This window comes from Agromyces sp. NPDC058064 (assembly GCF_042885275.1).
Taxonomy (GTDB): domain Bacteria; phylum Actinomycetota; class Actinomycetes; order Actinomycetales; family Microbacteriaceae; genus Agromyces.
Genome location: NZ_JBHVSE010000002.1, coordinates 62,671 through 79,573, shown reverse-complemented (window position 1 = coordinate 79,573; position 16,903 = coordinate 62,671). Strand labels below are relative to the sequence as shown.

Genomic DNA, 16,903 nt, shown 5'->3' with positions numbered 1-16,903 from the left:
CACCCCGGTCGCGCCGCTCAGTCGGGCGGCGCGAATCCCGGCGTCACGCGGGCGAGCCGGCGCTCGGTCGCCGGGTCGAGCCGGATCGGGGCGGCCGGCGCGCCGATCTCGCCGGCTCGGCTCCCGGCCGCCCCGGCAGCGGAGATCTCGACGAGCGGGCCCGTCGACGACGTCCACGCGATGCGGCCGTGCTCGAAGCGGCACGACAGCAGCCCGTCGTCGTCGAGCTCGGTGTCGCCGACGGGCAGGCCGAGCGCAGAGCGCTCCCAGCCCAGGAGGGCCCAGATGTCGCGGACCATGCCGCGCACCACGCAGGCGCCGTGCTCGGGGCTCCAGTAGAGCGAGCCGCCCTCGAAGTGGGCGTGGCCGCCGGCCCGCGTCGTGCCGTCCGCCCGTGCGATCGCTGCGGAGTCCGTGATCGGGAAGCCCAGCGGCGAGGCCTCGGCGCCCAGCGACTCCCAGCGCTCGGCGACCGGCCCGTGCACCTCGTGCGCTCCCGTGCGGCTCGACCAGCAGACGGCTCCCCCGTCGAAGCGGCGCAGATACTGCTGGCCGTCGCCGAGGCGTTCGTGCCGGCCGCGCGGCGCGCCGAGCCAGTCGTGCTCGGCGCGCTTCGCACCGATCGCGGCGACGGCGACCAGGAAGAGGTCGGCCGGCCGGTGCTCGCCCTCGCCGGCGACGCGCTCCGCGCGGACGGGCGCGGTCATCCATTCGGCCATGGCCGATCCTCTCGTTCGCTCGGGCATCGTGCGCGAACCGGGATCGTGCCCGGTGGAACAGGGAAGCCGGCCGCACCTCGTGTTCGGGACGAGGTGCTGGCCGGCCTGGGATCACCGAGGTTCCGTGCTGACAGTTCCCCCTGCGGTGCACGGGCGGCGATCTCCTCCAACCGTAGGGGCGCACGCACGCCCGAGAATCAGGGTTAACCCTGATCTTCGCCGCCGCGGCCGTCGCGGGCTCCGCCGCGCACGGTCGGTCGCCACACGTCGCCCGGCCGCCCGCCGGTCACGAGCTCGACCGCGGCCTCGACGAGCCGGAACGGCACGAGGGCGGCGAGCTGCACGAGCACGAGCGGCCCGAGCAGCGCGAGCGAGAAGGTGAGCGTCGCGACGAGCGGCGCGAGCCGGCCGCGCACGAGCGAGGCGAGTCCGACGAGGGGCCAGGCGACGAGCCAGAGCGGGTTCGAGAACGCGGCGATCGTGCCGGCGACGAGCACGAGCGCGCCGACGACCGACTGGCCGAGCACGAGCCATCCGGGAACGCCGCCGAACTCGCGCTCGCGATCGGCCGACACCCACGCCCACATCAGCCGGGCGCGAAGCCGAGGCACGCCCTGCTCGCGGAGCGCCGTGCGGAACACGCGGTCGTCCACGCGGCGCTGCTCGAGCGCCGCACGCCGGTCGCCGAGCGCGGCCGCCGCCCGCGACCGCGCGTCGTGCAGCACGGCGGGCGCCGACTGCCGACCGTAGCTCGCGATGAGCCCCCAGAGCGGGCTCGGCACCGAGGCGAGGTCGGTCGGGGCGGCGGATGCCTCGCCGCGGGCCGGCACCCGGTAGTTGCGGCCCGTCTCGGGGTCGACGTAGACGATCGCCGCGGTCAGTTCGAAGCTCGCGGCGTCGGCCGGGCGCTGCGCGAGCCCGAGCTCGGCGAGGCGATGGCCGTCGTCGGTGTGGAAGGGCATGCGGCCTCCTCGGGCTCGCGACCCATCATGCCGCGCGCCGCCGACCTCACCCGAGCAGCAACGCCAGCCCCAGCAGAACCGGCAGGCAGCCGAGCGTCGTGATGAACACGGTGTCGCGCGCGAGGATCTCGGCGGTCTCGTAGCGCTGCGCGTAGTTGAAGACGTTCTGCGCCGTCGGGAGCGCGGCGAGCACGGTGACCGCGTAGAGCGCGGTGTCGTCGAGCCCGAACACGAAGCGCCCGAGCAGCCACGCGGTCGCGGGCATCACGACGAGCTTCAGCGTCGACGCCAGCAGCACCTCGCGGCGTCCGCTGCCTGCGGCGAGCATCCGCTGGCCGTTGAGCGAGAGCCCGAACGAGATGAGCATGAGGGGCACGGCGGCGTGGCCGATCAGCTCGACCGGCTCGAGCACGATCGGCGGCAGCTCGAGGCCCGACACCGCGACGGCGACCCCGGCGAGGGAGCCGACGATGATCGGGTTGGTGAAGGTGCCGCGCACGATCTGGCGGGCGGAGGTGCGCCCCTCGACCCGGGCGCCGAGGATGGCGAGGGCGACCGGGGCGAAGAGCAGCAGCTGGAGCAGCACGATGGGCGCCGAGTACGCCGCGTCGCCGAGCATGTAGACCGCGATCGGGATGCCGAAGTTGTTGCCGTTCACGTAGCCCGATGCGAGCGAGCCGATCACCGTGCGCTCGAGGCTGCGCCGCCAGACGAGCATGGCGACGAGCCCGAACACGAGCATCATCGTGACGGCCGCCAGCGCCGAGACCGGCAGCAGCACGGAGAAGAGGGCGCCGACGTCGGCGGTCGCGAGCACCGAGAACAGCAGGAACGGGGCGAGCACGTTGAAGGTGAGCCTGGCGAGGATCGGGCGCGCCTCGGACCCCACGACGCCGGTGCGCCCGGCGATCCATCCCACGAACACGGCGAGCGCGATCACCGCGAACCCCGTGAAGACCGATCCCATCGCGATCGAGCCTAGCGGCGTCGCGATGGCGCGCCCGGGCGACCGGGACGCTGGCCGGGGGCGGCGGGCCCGACCTAGGCTCGGGGTGGCGGGCACGATCGAACGGGGTGGGACGATGGCCGGAGCTGACGGACGACCGGTGCGAGCGGGCGACGAGCCCGAGGCATCCTCTCGCGAGGTTCGCGAGGCCGGCGAGGTTCGCGACGCCGTACCGCTCGAGCTCGTCGACCGCTGGTGGCGGGCCGCCAACTACCTGAGCGTCGGCCAGATCTACCTCATGCGCAACCCGCTGCTCGACGAGCCGCTCGCCCGCGACGACGTCAAGCCGCGCCTGCTCGGGCACTGGGGCACCTCGCCCGGGCTGAACCTCGTCTACGCGCACCTGAACCGCGCGATCGTCGAGCGCGGCACCCCGACGCTGTACGTCTGCGGCCCGGGCCACGGCGGGCCGGCGATGGTCGCGAACACCTGGCTCGACGGCACCTACTCCGAGCTGTTCCCGCGGGTCACGGCCGATCGCGAGGGCATGGCGCGGCTGTTCCGGCAGTTCTCGTTCCCGGGCGGCATCCCCTCGCATGCTGCACCTGAGACGCCGGGCTCGATCAACGAGGGCGGCGAGCTCGGCTACTCGCTGATGCACGCCTACGGCGCGGCGCTCGACAACCCCGGGCTCGTCGTCGCGTGCGTGATCGGCGACGGCGAGGCCGAGACCGGGCCGCTCGCCGCGAGCTGGCGGGGCCACGCCTTCCTCGACCCGGCGACCGACGGCGCGGTGCTGCCGATCCTGCACCTCAACGGCTACAAGATCGCGAACCCGACCCTGCTCGCGCGCATCCCCGAGCCGGAGCTCGTCGACTTCCTCCGGGGCAACGGCTACGAGCCGCTGCTCGTCACGGGCGGCTTCGACGGCGAGGACCCGATGGCGGTGCACGCGCGCATGGCCGACGCGGTCGACGTCGCGTACGACCGCATCGCGGCGATCAGGGCGGAGGCCGCGGCGGGAGCCTTCGCGTCGCGCGCGGCCAGGTGGCCCGCGATCGTGCTGCGCACCCCGAAGGGCTGGACGGGTCCGGGCGTCGTCGACGGCGTGCAGGTCGAGGGCACCTTCCACGCCCACCAGGTGCCGCTCGCCGAGGTGCGCGAGAACCCCGAGCACCTCGCGATGCTCGACGACTGGCTGCGCTCCTACCGCCCCGAGGAGCTGTTCGACGAGACGGGCCGTCCGGCGGCCGGGCTCGACGCGCTGCGGCCGTCGGGCGGGCTGCGGATGAGTGCGAGCCCGCACGCCAACGCGGGCATCGTGCGCCCGATCGAGCTCCCGCCGACCCGGCCGCACGCGCTCGACGTCGCGTCCGATGCGCGCGGCCTCGCCGGCGAGGCCACCCGGGTGCTCGGCGCCTGGCTCGCCGACGTCATGCGCGAGAACCCCGAGACCTTCCGGCTGTTCGGGCCCGACGAGGTGCTGTCGAACCGGCTCGGCGCGGTCTTCGAGGTCACCGACCGGGTGTGGGCCGAGGCGCTGCACCCGCTCGACGAGCACCTCGCCCGGCGCGGCCGCGTGATCGAGGCGCTCAGCGAGCACCTGATGCAGGGCCTGCTCGAGGGCTACCTGCTCACCGGGCGCCACGGGCTCATCACGAGCTACGAGGCGTTCATCCACATCGTCGACTCGATGTTCAACCAGCACGCGAAGTGGCTCGAGTCGGCCCGCGAGGTGCCGTGGCGGGAGGACGTCGCGAGCCTCACCTACCTCCTCTCGTCGCACGTGTGGCGCCAGGACCACAACGGCTTCTCGCACCAGGACCCGGGGTTCCTGAACGTCGTCGTCAACAAGCAGGCCGAGATCGTGCGGGTGGCGCTGCCGCCCGACGCGAACACCCTGCTCGCGACGATGCGCCACGCCTTCGGCACCCGCAACCGCGTCAACGTGATCGTCGCCGGCAAGCAGCCGCAGCAGCAGTGGCTCTCTCCCGACGAGGCCGACGCGCACGTCGAGGCCGGGCTCGGGGTCTGGCCGTGGGCGGGCAACGAGCCCGGGTTCGACGCGGGCGACCCCGCGGCATCCGTGCCCGACGTCGTCATCGCCTGCGCGGGCGACGTGCCCACCGTGGAGGCGATCGCAGCGGCGCAGCTGCTGCGCGAGCGCCTCCCCGAGCTGCGCGTGCGGCTCGTGAACGTCGTCGACCTCATGCGACTGCAGGATCTCTCGCGGCACCCGCACGGCCTGACCGACGAAGCGTTCGACGCGATCTTCACGAGCTCGGCGCCCGTGATCTTCGCGTTCCACGGATACCCGTCGCTCATCCACCAGCTCGCGTACCGGCGCACGAACCACGCGGACCTGCACGTGCGCGGCTTCGCCGAGCGAGGCACGACGACGACGCCGTTCGACATGCTGCACCTCAACGACCTCGACCGGTACCGGCTCGCGCTCGACGTCGTGCGCCGGGTGCCGGGGCTCGCCTCGAGAGCCGGGGTCGCCGAGCTCGTCGCGGAGTGGCAGGACGCGCGCACGCGGGCGCGGGCGTACGCGTACGAGCACGGCGAGGACCCGGAGTGGATCACCGGCTGGCGGTTCGCGCCGCGATCCGGCGACTGAACGGCGACCACGAGAATCTGCCACGGCGGCAGGATGTCCCGCCTCGATGGCCGGATCCCGCCGTCGGGTAAGGATTCCTTACTGCTACGTTCGACGGATGCCGACCGTCACCTCAGCCCGCTGGGCGCTCATGGCCCAGTTCGCCCTGTTCGGCCTCATCCAGGTCTCCTGGATGAGCCGCATGCCGTCGATCCGCGACGCGCTCGAGCTCTCCTCGCTGCAGCTCGGCTCGCTCCTCATCATCGGCGGCCTCGGCTCGCTCGCCGGTGCGCTCACCGTCGGCGCGATCATCGCCCGCTTCGGCAGCCGCAACGTGCTCATCGCCGGCATCGTCGGCAACGTCGTCGGCTTCGGGCTGGATGCCGCGGGGCTGATCGGTCTCGGACTCGGCTTCTTCATCGCCGGAATGGCGATCAACGGGGTGTGCGGTGCGCTCGTGAACGTGCCGATCAACATCAACGCGGCCGCCGTCGAACAGCGGCTCGACCGGGCGGTGCTGCCGCAGTTCCACGCCGCGTTCTCGATCGGCGCCGCGTTCGGCGCGCTCGTCGCGGCGGCCTTCGCGTTCGCCGGGGCGCACGTCGCGCTGCAGATCGTCGTCGTCACGGCCGTCGTGACCGTGCTGCGTGCGCTCCTCGTCGCACCTGCCACGCGGCTCACGCCCCGTGCGCCCGTCACCACCGCGACCGGCTCCATCGACGCCGTCTCGACCCGTCAGCGCAACCGCGACGCCGTGCGGTCGGCGCTCGGCGCGTGGCTCGAGCCGCGCACGCTGCTGCTCGGCGTGGTGCTGCTCGCGGCCTCGCTCGCCGAGGGCGCGGCGACCACTTGGATCTCGCTCGCGGTCGTCGACGGCTTCGCCGCCGCGGAGGCGACCGGCGCGATGGCGTACGGCACGTTCGTCGGCGCGATGACGGTGTTCCGCTTCGTCGGCACCGGGCTCATCGACCGCTTCGGGCGCGTCGCGGTGCTGCGCGCCTCCGGGCTGTCCTCGCTCGCGGGCCTCCTGCTGTTCGTCTTCGGCCCCGATCTCGCCTGGGCGTGGGTCGGCCTCGTGCTCTGGGGCTGCGGCACGGCGCTCGGCAACCCGATCGCGATCTCGGCGGCCTCCGACGACCCCGCCCGGGCCGGCCAGCGGGTCTCGGTCGTGACCTCGTTCTCGACGATCTCGTCGCTCGCGGCTCCCCCGCTCTTCGGGCTGCTCGCCGACGAGGTGGGCGCCCGCTCGGCGCTGCTCGTGGTGGGCGCCGTGATCATCCTGAGCCTCGCGGTCGCGGGGCAGGCACGGCGCCGGCCCGCTGCGACCGCGGCGGAGTCGGCGACCCCGACCTCGCCGACGGCCGCGGTCGACGCCTGACCCGCGGCCCCGGGGATGCCGGCGGCGGTGTCAGCGGCGGCGGGTGTCGGCGGCGGTGGGTGTCGGCGGCGGTGGGTGTCGGCGGCGGTGGGAAGAATGGGGTGATGGCGACGACGAAGTTCGACCCGAAACGTGAGATCCCGAGCTACACCGCCGCGCACGGTCGCTTCGACCTCGTCGAGGTGCCGCCGCTGCGCTACGCGACGGTCGACGGCCGGGGCGACCCGAACACGGTGCCCGAGTACGTCGCCGCCGTCGAGGCGCTCTACGCCGTCTCGTACGCGGCGAAGTTCCGCAGCAAGCGCGAGCTCGATCGCGACTACGTGGTCGGCCCGCTCGAGGGCCTGTGGAGCGCGGCCGACCCCACGACGTTCGTGACCCGCGAGAAGTCGGCGTGGAGCTGGACGATGATGATCTGGCAGCCCGACTGGCTGACGCCCGAGCTGCAGGAGGCCGCCGTCGCCACGGCACTCGCGAAGGCGCCGGCCGTCGAGCGGCTGCGGTTCGAGACCATCGACGAGGGGCTCTGCGTGCAGACGCTGCACCGCGGCTCCTACGACGACGAGGGCCCGACGCTCGCCCGCCTGCACGACGAGTTCATGCCCGCCGAGGGCCTGCGCTTCAACGGACGGCATCACGAGGTGTACTTCGGCGATCCGCGTCGCTCGGCGCCCGAGAAGCTCCGCACGATCCTGCGGCAGCCGGTCGCCCGCGGCTGAGCGGGCCCGTCCCGGGCGCCGCACCTGGGCCGCAACCCACGCCCGCGCCGCAGCGCGCGCCTGCGCCGCAACCCGCGCCTGCGCCGCAACCCGCGCCGCAACCCGCGTCGGCTCTCCGCCCTCGGCACGCCACAGCCTCGGAGATCGGCACTCGATCGGGCGATCCTCGCGAATCCGTCCGAAGTCGTGGCGATCTCCGAGGCTGTGGCGCCGCGCTCGGCGCCGCCGCACCCGGCGCCGGCGCGGCGGGCCCGGCTCAGGCCTCCTGCTCGGCGCCGAAGCGCTGACGCGCCTCGACCGGGATGAGCGGGTGCTCGGCCCTCGCCTTGATCTGCTGCACCGCCCACGTGTTGCCGTCGGGGTCGGCGAAGCCGAAGAAGGTGCCGCCATCGCGCGGGTCGATCACCTGGATCGGCCCCGCATCGACCCCTCGCTCGAGGAGTTCGGCACGGGCCGCCTCGGCGTCGGCGACGACGAGCTGCACGCCCTTGAGCGAGCCGGGCGCCATCTCCTTCTGCGAGGGCAGCGAGCCGATGACGATCGAGCAGCCCGACCCGCGCGGGGTCAACTGCGCGAACTCCGCGTGCTCGGTGACCGTGTGGTGGTCGAGCTCGAAGCCGACGCGGTCGCGGTAGAACTCGATCGACCGGTCGATGTCGGACACGGGCACGATGACGACTTCGAGCGTCCAGTCCATGATCTGCTCCCTTCAGGCCGGGCCTCAGGCGACGAGCGCGTCGAGGCGCGCGTAGCCTTCGGTGAGCCCGGTCTCCATGCCGCTCGCGACCATGCCGTCGCGGGCCTCGACGGTCGGATAGACCGAGTGGATGCGGAGCTTCGTGCGACCACCGCCGAGGTCCTCGAAGGTCATCGACTCGATCGCGACGACGTCGGGGTAGCCCTCGAACTCGAAGGTCTGGATCGCGAGCTCGTTCTCGCGCACCGAGTGGAAGGTGCCGTTGAACGCCCAGTCGGCGCCGTCGGTGTCGGTGTGCACGTAGCGGTAGCCGCCCTGCGACACGAAGTCCCACCGCTCGATGTTCATCTCGTAGCCGTTCGGCCCGAGCCACTGCCTGACGAGGGCAGGGTCGCGGTGCGCGTTGAACACCGCCTCGACGGGGGCGTCGAACTCGCGCTCGGTGTCGATGAAGGGCAGCCCCTCGGGGGCGGTGATGGTGACGGGGTTCGTCATTGCTCTGTCTCTTTCGTCTGGGGCGCGGCCGGCCGGCCGCGCTCGAGAGGGTCGCCGACCCGGTCGGCGGTGGATGCCGCGGCGTTCGTGCCGCGGTCATCGGCGAGCAGCGCGTCCAGCGAGCGGAACTGCTGCTCGTGGATCAGCCGGTAACGGTCGATCCACGCGGTGAGGGCTTCGAGCGCCGCCGGGTCGAGGTGCACCGGGCGGCGCTGCGCGTCGCGAGTGCGGGTGACGAGACCCGCGTGCTCGAGCACCTGGATGTGCTTCGAGACGGCCTGCTTGCTGATCTCGAACGGGTCGGCGAGCTCGTTGACGGTCGCCGGCCCCCGGCTGAGCCGGGCGATGATGCGCCGGCGCACCGGATCGGCGAGGGCCATGAACGCACGGTCGAGCCGGTCGTCCGAGCTCGGGTCCACGATCATCATGCCTCCTCAACCGATTCATTGATCAACCATTTGATTGATTACAAGATACGACGATCGGATGCCGCGGTCAAGACCCTTCTGAACGACACCGCGAAGCGGCGCACGAAGCCTCCGGTCGCGGAGCGGATCCCGGCGCGGCTCGCACCGCGGAGCATGCAGGGTCACCCGTTCGACAGAACGAGGCACCCGGGGGCGACGCGAATCGGGGCTTGCGGCGCGGCGACGGGACGAGAATCATCGGCACTGATCGCTCACCCAGTCGAAGGGAACGCACCATGGCACGGCTCAACCCCTACATCAACTTCCAGGACACCGCGCGCGAGGCACTCGAGTTCTACCACTCGGTCTTCGGCGGCGAGCTCACCGTCAGCACCTTCGCCGAGTTCGGTCAGGCCGACGACCCCGCCGACGCCGACAAGGTCATGCACGGCCAGCTCGAGGGCGAGGGGGGCATCGTGCTCATGGCCGCCGACACCCCGAGCCACATGCCGCCGCAGCCCGGGGCGAGCAACATCTCGGTGTCGCTCTCGGGCGGCTACGAGGACGACGCGACGCTGCGCGGCTACTGGGAGAAGCTGCTGGCCTCGGGCTCGGAGATCGTGCCGCTCGAGGTCGCACCCTGGGGCGATGCGTTCGGCATGTGCACCGACGGCCACGGCGTGACCTGGCTCGTGAACATCGGGGGTCCCGGGCAGGGCTGAGCCCGCACCCGCCGACTCCGCGGAAGCAGCGCGCCCGGGCATCCCCCGGGCGCGCTGCTTCGGCGATCACCACCGATTCGGACGCGAACCCGTGAGTCCGCCCGAATCAGCGGCGATCGCCGAAGACGTGGCGAGAGCCGGAGCGAGACGTCCGGCGCGAAACGCCGGAGCCGAACGCCGGCGCGAGGCGCCGGAACCGAGCGCCGGCGTCAGCCCGCGACGGGCACCGCGGCGTGCAGGGCGTCGACCACCGGCGCCAGCTCGGGCTGCCCGGCCGCCTCGGCGAGCACGCGCTCGAGGGTCGCGTCGTGGGTGGGGCGGGCCTCCTCGTAGAGCGCCCGGCCGGCCGGCGTGAGCTCGGTGTAGATGCCACGTCGGTCATCGGCGCAGAGGATCCGCGTGAGGAGGCCGCGGTCCTCGAGGCGATTGACGAGGCGCGTCGTCGCGCTCGGGCTGAGCGCCGTCGCGCGGGCGAGCTGCTGCATGCGCATGTGCCAGCCGTCCTGCCGGTTGAGCGCGTCGAGCACGGTGTACTCGACGACCGAGAGATCGGCGGATGCCCCGAGTGCGCGTTCGAGCTCGGATTCGATGAGCCCGTGCAGCGCGGCGAGCGTGCGCCAGCCCTGTGCGCGCACCTCGACGGCGTCGTCGGCGATGCCCATGCTGCCCTCCTCCGGAATATAGTTGCTTGCGCTTTGTATTTGCGTGTGCAAGTATTAACGTCGCTCACGCAATAGAACGCGTTTGCAACTAATTGTCTTCCACTGTATCAGGAGAACGCGCAATGCCACTCGGCCTCATCGCACTCGCCATCGGCGGCTTCGGCATCGGGCTCACCGAGTTCGTCATCATGGGCCTGCTGCCCGAGGTGGCCGCCGACTTCGGCGTGAGCGAAGCCGCAGCCGGCTGGTTCATCTCGGGCTACGCGCTCGCGGTCGTCGTGGGCGCGCTCGGCCTCACCGCCGCGACCACCCGCCTCCCCCGCAAGCCCGTGCTCATGGGCCTGCTCGTCCTCTTCATCGCGGGCAACGCGGTCTCGGCGATGGCCCCGAGCTACGAGCTCATGATGAGCGGCCGCATCATCGCCGCGCTCTGCCACGGCGCCTTCTTCGGCATCGGCTCGGTCGTGGCCGCGAGCCTCGTCGCCCCCGAGAAGGCCGCCGGCGCGATCGCGATCATGTTCACCGGCCTCACCGCCGCGAACGTGCTCGGCGTGCCCTTCGGCACCTTCATCGGCCAGCAGTACGGCTGGCGCGCGACCTTCTGGGCGATCTCGGTCATCGGCGTCCTCGCCCTCATCGGCATCGCGGTGCTCGTGCCGAAGCCCGCCCGATCGGCAGGCGACGCCGCCGCCCCGAGCCTCCGCCGCGAGCTCGGCGCCTTCCGCTCGGGCCAGGTCTGGCTCTCGCTGACGGTCACCGTGCTCGGCTTCGGCGGCATGTTCGGCGCCTTCACCTACATCGCGTACACCCTGACCGAGGTCAGCGGCTTCGCGGCAGGTGCCGTGCCGTGGCTGCTCGTGCTCTTCGGCGCCGGCCTCGTCGTCGGCAACTGGGCCGGCGGGCGACTCGCCGACCGCTCGATCGACGGCACCCTGCTCGCCTTCATCGGCGCGCTCGTCGTCGTGCTCGCCCTCTTCGCCTGGCTCGCGTTCAGCCCGGTCGCCACGATCGTGCTGCTCGTGCTCATGGGCGCCTTCGGCTTCGGCACCGTGCCCGGCCTGCAGAGCCGCATCATGCGCTACGCCTCGGATGCGCCGACGCTCGCCTCCGGCGCCAACATCGCGGCCTTCAACCTCGGCAACGCCCTCGGCGCCTGGGCGGGCGGGCTCACGATCGCCGCCGGCCTCGGCTTCACCTCGCCCATCTGGGTCGGTGCCGCGATCACGCTCGCCGCCCTCGTCGTCATGGGCGTCGCCGCCGCGTCGGCACGACGCTCCCAGGCTGCGGATGCCTCGGCGCCGACGCTCCCCGCGACCTCCCCGACCCCCGTGCCCGCCGCATGAGCCCGACCTCCCCCGACCCCCGCACGATCACCGACCACGAAAGCGACTCCATGACCTCGACCACCACCGTGCCCGCCGTCACCCTCAACAACGGCGTGCAGATGCCGCAGCTCGGCTTCGGCGTCTTCCAGGTGCCCGACCCCGAGACGACCGCCGCGGTCGCCGCGGCGCTCGACGCGGGCTACCGCAGCATCGACACCGCCGCGATCTACGGCAACGAGGCGGGTGTCGGCCGCGCCCTCGCCGAATCGGGCCTCGACCGCGACGAGCTGTTCGTCACGTCGAAGGTCTGGAACTCCGATCAAGGCTTCGACACGACCCTGCGCGCGTTCGACGCGAGCCTCGGCAAGCTCGGGCTCGACCGGCTCGACCTCTACCTCATCCACTGGCCGACGCCCGAGCGCGGGCGCTACGTCGACACCTGGCGAGCGCTCGAGCGCCTGCTCGCCGACGGCCGCGTTCGGGCGATCGGCGTCTCGAACTTCGAGCCCGCCCACCTCGAGCGCCTGATCGCCGAGACCGACGTGGTCCCGGCGGTGAACCAGGTCGAGCTCCACCCCGCGCTGCAGAACCGCGCGACCGCCGCGGCGAACGCCCGCCACGGCATCGTCACCGAGGCGTGGAGCCCGCTCGCGCAGGGCGCCGTGCTCGGCGAGGCATCCGTCACCTCGATCGCGGCCGCCCACGGCGCGACCCCGGCGCAGGTCGTGCTGCGCTGGCACCTGCAGCAGGGCCGTGTTGTGATCCCGAAGTCGGTGACGCCCTCCCGGATCGCCGAGAACTTCGACGTCTTCGGCTTCGAGCTCTCGGCCGACGAGCTGGCGGCGATCGACGCGCTCGAGCGCGACGGCCGCACCGGCCCGCACCCCGACGAGTTCAATGCGGCCTGATCGGGCCGCACCGACGACGAATGCCGCGCCGGTCGCCCTCGGGCGGCCGGCGCGGCATTCGTGTTCGCACGCTCAGTCGAAGAGCTCGGAGAGCCAGCTCTCCTTCTTCTTCTTGCGGCCGTAGCCCTGGTCGTACCCGCGGTTGTCGTACCCCCGGTTGTCGTAGCCGCGGTTGTCGTAGGGCTGCTGGTAGGCCTGCTGGCCGTAGGCCGGCTGCTGCGGGGGCGCGGGCGGCGCCTGCGGCGCGGCCGGGGCGGCCGGGGCGGCCTGTGCACCGCCGAACTCGCGGCCGGCCCGCTCGACGATCTTGTCGAGCTCGCCGCGGTCGAGCCACACGCCGCGACACGTCGGGCAGTAGTCGATCTCGATGCCGCTGCGTTCGCTCATGACGAGCACGCTTCCGTCACTGGGGCACTGCATGGGGGCTCCTCCTTCGGGGCCGACCGGGACCGATCGGACTGTTCGGCGCTCGCGCACTGCGCGCGAGTCGTCGCGGTTCGACGGCTCCGACTCTAGGGAACCAATCTGTGAAGTCCGCCGGATACGACGAACGCCGCCGCAGCACGAGGCTGCGACGGCGTTCGACTGCCGACCTTAGAGGCCGCGGATGTTCTCCGCCTGCAGGCCCTTCGGGCCCTGCGCCACGTCGAACTCGACCTTCTGGCCCTCTTCGAGCGAGCGGTAGCCGCTGCCCGAGATCGCGCTGAAGTGCGCGAAGACGTCGGCCGAGCCGTCGTCGGGGGCGATGAAGCCGAAGCCCTTTTCGGCGTTGAACCACTTGACGGTTCCGGTTGCCATACTGCTGTCCTTCTGTCCTTATGGGCCGCTGCTGCAAGCCCGATGCGATCGACGGTCGACCGCTGCCCCGCACGGCAGGTTGCCAGACGGAGCGGGGGCGAGGGGCGGAGGGCCAAGCAGGCATCCGCCGTCTCGTATCGGGTCATGCCACGCGGATCGGTCCGCCTCCGGGCAATCGAATGGAGGCGCGGGCAGGCGCCCGCTTGATGGAGGAATCAGTGAAGATACCTTATCGACTTCTGCGCCGCAGCACACCGGTCGCGACCGGATTGTGACGTTCGAATCGGACTCCCTGCGGGAATCCAGCCCGTTCCAAGCCTCGAAGGAGGAGAATCGGCCCATGGATCGCCGCCCCCTCGGTCTCGTCGCTGCCGCGTATGCGGCGCTCGTGCTGTGGGTGACCGTCGGTCCTGCACCGTGGCGCACGGCCGGCAACCAGCTCGAGGGCGGCATCCTGAACCCCGACGCGTGGACGGCCCCGGTGACGTGGACGACCGGCTACCTCGCCGAGATCGCGTTCAACGTCGCGCTGTTCATCCCCGTCGGGGTGCTCGCGGCGCTCCTGCTCCCCCGGCGGGCCTGGCCGCTCGCGTTCGTCGCCGGCTTCGCCTTCACGACCGTGATCGAGCTCATCCAGGTGCCCGAGCCCGATCGCATCTCCGACCCCCGCGATCTCGTCATGAACACGGCCGGCACCGTGCTCGGCGTGGTCCTCGTCATGGCCGCGCGCATGGTGCGCCGGGCCGGGGCGGTCGCCGCCGCGGTCATCCCTCCGGTGGCCGCGCTCGGCCACGACGACCTGTTCGGCGACGACGCCGAGGCCGCGTCGCACGACCACGAACCCGTGTTCGCCGCCATGGGGAGTCCTGCCGATCGCGCCGCCTGACGCGCGGCCGTACAGTGGGCGGATGACCATCCCCGACGCCGCGGCCGCGAATGGCTGAGCGCTCGGCCGGCTGGTACGACGACGAGGCGGATGCCACGTGGCTGCGCTACTGGGACGGCCGCGGCTGGACTCCGCACACGGCGCAGAAGGCGGCCGCGCCGGTCCCGGCGCCGGCGCACCCCCTCGTCACCGCGCAGGCACCCGCGCCCGCCCTTCCGCCCGCGCCGGCGTTCGCCCCCTCGCCGGTCTTCGCGTTCGCCGCGCACGACGGTGCCGACGAGCTCGACCAGCCCCTCATGCAGACCATGCGCCTCGTGCCCGAGCACACGACGGTGCCGACGCCGCTCGGCGGCGCCGCGGCATCCGCATCGCCGTTCGCGACCCGGCCGGTGCACTCGGGCGACCGACTCCCCCGCGGGCGCGTGGTGATCATCGTCGCGGTCGCCCTCGTCGCAGGCTCGATCGTCGTGGCGCTCGCGTCGAGCGTCGCGATGCTGCTGATTCTCTGAGGATCCCTCGACCCGGGGCGCCGGCGCCGCGACAAGCCCTTGACGAACGGCGACCGGCGGGCTGAGAGTGTGAGCAGCGAGAGGGGGATCTCGATGACCACCTTCGGCATCGAGGAGGAGTTCGTCTTCCTCGACCGCGAGACGCTGCGCCCGGCCGACGTGGCCGACCGCGCCTTCGCGCGTCTCGCCGCCGATCCGCGCTGGCGGCCCCTCGCCCACCGCGAGTTCCTCGCCGCACAGGTCGAGCACGCCTCGGCCGTCTTCACGAGCATGGCGGAGGCGCAGGCGGCCCTCGTCGGATTCCGCCGCGAGGTCGCCGCCGAGGCGGAGCAGCTCGGCGTGGTCGCCGCGAGCGTCGGCTGCCCGCCCGACGCGCTGCCGTTCCCGACGATCACCGACACGCCCCGGTACCAGCGCATCGTCGACGACATGCAGGGCGTGATCGCCGACCACCAGATCCAGGGCCTGCACGTGCACGCCGGGATCGAGGACCGCGACCAGGGCGTGCGCGCGCTGAACGTCGTGCGCAACTGGCTGCCCCTGATGTCGGCGCTCACCGGCAACTCGCCGATCTGGCGCGGTCACGACACCGGCTACGAGAGCTGGCGGAACGTCGGGCAGCGTCGTTGGACGACGACGGGGTGCCCGCCCGAGTTCCGCGACGGAGCCGACTACGACCGGCGGCTCGAGCGGCTCGTCGGGGTCGGCGGCATGAAGGACCGCGCGATCATCATGTGGAACGCCCGGCTCTCGGTGCACGTGCCGACCGTCGAGGTGCGGGTGGCCGACGCCCAGCTCGAGGCCTGGTCGGCCGTGCTGCTCGCGGCCCTGTGCCGCGCACTCGTCGAGAGCGTCGTCGACGTCTCGCTCGGCGCCGCCGACGCGGTCATGCCGAGCGACGAGGCCGCGCCGGGCCCCGAGCTCCTGAACGCAGCACTGCTGCACGCCGCGCACAGCGGGCTCGACTCGCTCGTGCTCGATCCGGTGCTCGGCGAGCTCCGCCCCGCCCCCGAGGTGCTCGACCGCACCCGGGAGCTGCTCGCCCCCGCGCTCGAGGCGAGCGGCGACGCCGCCCTCGTGGCGACCGGCTTCCAGCGCCTGCTCGAGGAGGGCACCGGCGGCGCCCGGCAACGCGGGGCGTTCTCCTCGGGCGGGATGCCCGCGCTGCGGGAGCTCTACGAGGCGACCTTCACGGCCGAGGACTGAGGCGCTCGACGCCGACGACTGAGGCGCTCGACGCCGACGACCCGGCTCACACCGAGCGTCGCCTCGTCTCGACCCGATGCGTCGCGGTGACCTCGAAGGTGCGCTGCAACGGCGATGCGACGGCGTCGCCCAGCCGCTGCGCGACCCTGACGAACAGGAAGTCGATGACGGCGAGCTGCGCGATGCGGCTCGACATCGCCCCGACCCGGTAGCTCGACTCGCGGGCGTGGGTCATCAGCACGAACTCGGCGAGCTCGGCGACGGGCGACTCGGGCGAGTTGGTGACGGCCACCGTCGTCGCCCCGCCCTCGCGGGCGACCTCGAGCGCGTGGTTCGTCTCGGCGGTGAGGCCCGAGTGCGAGATGCCGATCGCGACATCCCCCGGCTTGCGCAGCGCCGCCGAGACGAGCGCGAGGTGCACGTCGACCGAGCAGAACGCCGAGATGCCGATGCGCGAGAGCTTCTGCTGCAGGTCCTGGGCGGTGAGCCCGCTCGAACCGAATCCGTAGATGTCGACGTGCGCGCCGCCCACGATGGCGTCGACGACGCCGTCGAGCACCGTCGTGTCGAGGCCGCCGACCGTCTGCTCGATCGCGAGCACCTCGTGGAAGGCGATCTTCGCGATCACGTCGGCCGCGGTGTCGTCGGGGTCGATGTCGGCGTTCGCGATGCCGAAGCGGTCGCGCTCCGCGGCCTCGCGGCTCACGGCGCTCGCCACCTCCATCCGGAACTCGCGGTAGCCCGTGTACCCGAGCGTCTGGCAGAACCGGGCGACCGTCGACAGCGAGGTGCCGCAGACGCGGGCGAGGTCGGTGATCGTGAGGTCGACCACGAGCGTGGGGTCGGCGATGATCGCCTCGGCGACGCGCGCCTCGGACGAACTCAGGCGCGGGAGCGCCTCACGCACGGTCGAGAGCACGTTCGCCGACATCTCCTGCCTTCCGTTCCTTCTCCTCGTGATCGCG

The 16,903-nt window shown here is 72.6% G+C and carries 19 protein-coding genes; 9 read left to right on the top strand and 10 right to left on the bottom strand.

Annotation, left to right across the window (positions count from 1 at the left end):
- Window positions 1–17: 17 nt before the first annotated feature.
- The 3 genes from ACFVSL_RS06170 to ACFVSL_RS06160 all read right to left on the bottom strand — a co-directional run bounded on the left by ACFVSL_RS06170 (window position 18) and on the right by ACFVSL_RS06160 (window position 2,648).
- Window positions 18–719, bottom strand: coding sequence for an LGFP repeat-containing protein (locus ACFVSL_RS06170; protein WP_386939451.1), 702 nt, complete (start codon window positions 717–719; stop codon window positions 18–20).
- A 203-nt stretch (window positions 720–922) separates the two neighbouring features.
- Window positions 923–1,681: a DUF1353 domain-containing protein gene (locus ACFVSL_RS06165; protein ID WP_386939449.1), complete on the bottom strand. Its 759-nt coding sequence runs from the start codon at window positions 1,679–1,681 to the stop codon at window positions 923–925.
- Window positions 1,682–1,727: 46 nt separating this feature from the next.
- Window positions 1,728–2,648 (bottom strand): AEC family transporter, encoded by a 921-nt coding sequence (locus tag ACFVSL_RS06160; protein WP_386939447.1) that lies wholly within the window; start codon window positions 2,646–2,648, stop codon window positions 1,728–1,730.
- Between the two features lie 115 nt (window positions 2,649–2,763).
- Between ACFVSL_RS06160 and ACFVSL_RS06155 the strand changes: the two genes are divergently transcribed.
- The 3 genes from ACFVSL_RS06155 to ACFVSL_RS06145 all read left to right on the top strand — a co-directional run bounded on the left by ACFVSL_RS06155 (window position 2,764) and on the right by ACFVSL_RS06145 (window position 7,323).
- The gene (locus ACFVSL_RS06155; protein WP_386939446.1) at window positions 2,764–5,247 is read left to right on the top strand and encodes a phosphoketolase; all 2,484 of its coding nucleotides are present in this window, start codon (window positions 2,764–2,766) and stop codon (window positions 5,245–5,247) included.
- A gap of 97 nt (window positions 5,248–5,344) precedes the next feature.
- The gene (locus ACFVSL_RS06150; RefSeq protein WP_386939445.1) at window positions 5,345–6,604 is read left to right on the top strand and encodes an MFS transporter; all 1,260 of its coding nucleotides are present in this window, start codon (window positions 5,345–5,347) and stop codon (window positions 6,602–6,604) included.
- A 104-nt stretch (window positions 6,605–6,708) separates the two neighbouring features.
- Window positions 6,709–7,323 carry a GyrI-like domain-containing protein gene (locus ACFVSL_RS06145; protein ID WP_386939444.1) on the top strand — a complete coding sequence of 205 codons (615 nt, stop codon included), beginning with the start codon at window positions 6,709–6,711 and terminating at the stop codon, window positions 7,321–7,323.
- A gap of 256 nt (window positions 7,324–7,579) precedes the next feature.
- Here the strand turns inward: ACFVSL_RS06145 and ACFVSL_RS06140 are convergent, their stop codons facing one another.
- From ACFVSL_RS06140 to ACFVSL_RS06130, 3 genes are read right to left on the bottom strand one after another with little or no spacing between them, the layout of a single operon-like run.
- The gene (locus ACFVSL_RS06140; RefSeq protein WP_386939442.1) at window positions 7,580–8,020 is read right to left on the bottom strand and encodes a VOC family protein; all 441 of its coding nucleotides are present in this window, start codon (window positions 8,018–8,020) and stop codon (window positions 7,580–7,582) included.
- A 24-nt stretch (window positions 8,021–8,044) separates the two neighbouring features.
- Window positions 8,045–8,515 (bottom strand): SRPBCC family protein, encoded by a 471-nt coding sequence (locus ACFVSL_RS06135; protein ID WP_386939440.1) that lies wholly within the window; start codon window positions 8,513–8,515, stop codon window positions 8,045–8,047.
- Window positions 8,512–8,940, bottom strand: coding sequence for an ArsR/SmtB family transcription factor (locus ACFVSL_RS06130; RefSeq protein WP_386939438.1), 429 nt, complete (start codon window positions 8,938–8,940; stop codon window positions 8,512–8,514). The genes ACFVSL_RS06135 and ACFVSL_RS06130 overlap by 4 nt, the downstream gene beginning before the upstream one ends.
- Before the next feature lie 278 nt (window positions 8,941–9,218).
- Between ACFVSL_RS06130 and ACFVSL_RS06125 the strand changes: the two genes are divergently transcribed.
- Window positions 9,219–9,644 (top strand): VOC family protein, encoded by a 426-nt coding sequence (locus tag ACFVSL_RS06125; RefSeq protein WP_386939437.1) that lies wholly within the window; start codon window positions 9,219–9,221, stop codon window positions 9,642–9,644.
- 209 nt (window positions 9,645–9,853) lie between these two features.
- Here the strand turns inward: ACFVSL_RS06125 and ACFVSL_RS06120 are convergent, their stop codons facing one another.
- A complete protein-coding gene (locus ACFVSL_RS06120) occupies window positions 9,854–10,306 on the bottom strand; it encodes a MarR family winged helix-turn-helix transcriptional regulator (protein WP_386939435.1) in 453 nt (150 codons plus the stop codon).
- Window positions 10,307–10,428: 122 nt separating this feature from the next.
- Here ACFVSL_RS06120 and ACFVSL_RS06115 point away from each other — a divergent pair, with 122 nt between their 5' ends.
- Both ACFVSL_RS06115 and ACFVSL_RS06110 read left to right on the top strand, forming a co-directional pair.
- Complete coding sequence (locus tag ACFVSL_RS06115; RefSeq protein ID WP_386939434.1) at window positions 10,429–11,649, top strand: MFS transporter; 1,221 nt, start codon at window positions 10,429–10,431, stop codon at window positions 11,647–11,649.
- Window positions 11,650–11,699: 50 nt separating this feature from the next.
- Window positions 11,700–12,539, top strand: coding sequence for an aldo/keto reductase (locus ACFVSL_RS06110; protein WP_386939432.1), 840 nt, complete (start codon window positions 11,700–11,702; stop codon window positions 12,537–12,539).
- A 72-nt stretch (window positions 12,540–12,611) separates the two neighbouring features.
- Here ACFVSL_RS06110 and ACFVSL_RS06105 read toward each other — a convergent pair whose 3' ends face one another.
- Together ACFVSL_RS06105 and ACFVSL_RS06100 are read right to left on the bottom strand one after the other, a co-directional pair.
- Window positions 12,612–12,959: a zf-TFIIB domain-containing protein gene (locus ACFVSL_RS06105; protein WP_386939431.1), complete on the bottom strand. Its 348-nt coding sequence runs from the start codon at window positions 12,957–12,959 to the stop codon at window positions 12,612–12,614.
- A gap of 174 nt (window positions 12,960–13,133) precedes the next feature.
- Entirely contained in the window at window positions 13,134–13,337 is a 204-nt protein-coding gene (locus ACFVSL_RS06100) for a cold-shock protein (protein ID WP_386939429.1), read from the bottom strand.
- A 340-nt stretch (window positions 13,338–13,677) separates the two neighbouring features.
- Between ACFVSL_RS06100 and ACFVSL_RS06095 the strand changes: the two genes are divergently transcribed.
- From ACFVSL_RS06095 to ACFVSL_RS06085, 3 genes are all read left to right on the top strand, one after another.
- Window positions 13,678–14,223 (top strand): VanZ family protein, encoded by a 546-nt coding sequence (locus ACFVSL_RS06095; protein ID WP_386939428.1) that lies wholly within the window; start codon window positions 13,678–13,680, stop codon window positions 14,221–14,223.
- 50 nt (window positions 14,224–14,273) lie between these two features.
- Window positions 14,274–14,732 (top strand): DUF2510 domain-containing protein, encoded by a 459-nt coding sequence (locus tag ACFVSL_RS06090; RefSeq protein ID WP_386939427.1) that lies wholly within the window; start codon window positions 14,274–14,276, stop codon window positions 14,730–14,732.
- Between the two features lie 93 nt (window positions 14,733–14,825).
- The gene (locus tag ACFVSL_RS06085; RefSeq protein WP_386939425.1) at window positions 14,826–15,938 is read left to right on the top strand and encodes a YbdK family carboxylate-amine ligase; all 1,113 of its coding nucleotides are present in this window, start codon (window positions 14,826–14,828) and stop codon (window positions 15,936–15,938) included.
- A gap of 46 nt (window positions 15,939–15,984) precedes the next feature.
- Here the strand turns inward: ACFVSL_RS06085 and ACFVSL_RS06080 are convergent, their stop codons facing one another.
- Entirely contained in the window at window positions 15,985–16,869 is an 885-nt protein-coding gene (locus ACFVSL_RS06080) for a MurR/RpiR family transcriptional regulator (RefSeq protein WP_386939424.1), read from the bottom strand.
- Window positions 16,870–16,903 lie beyond the last annotated feature (34 nt).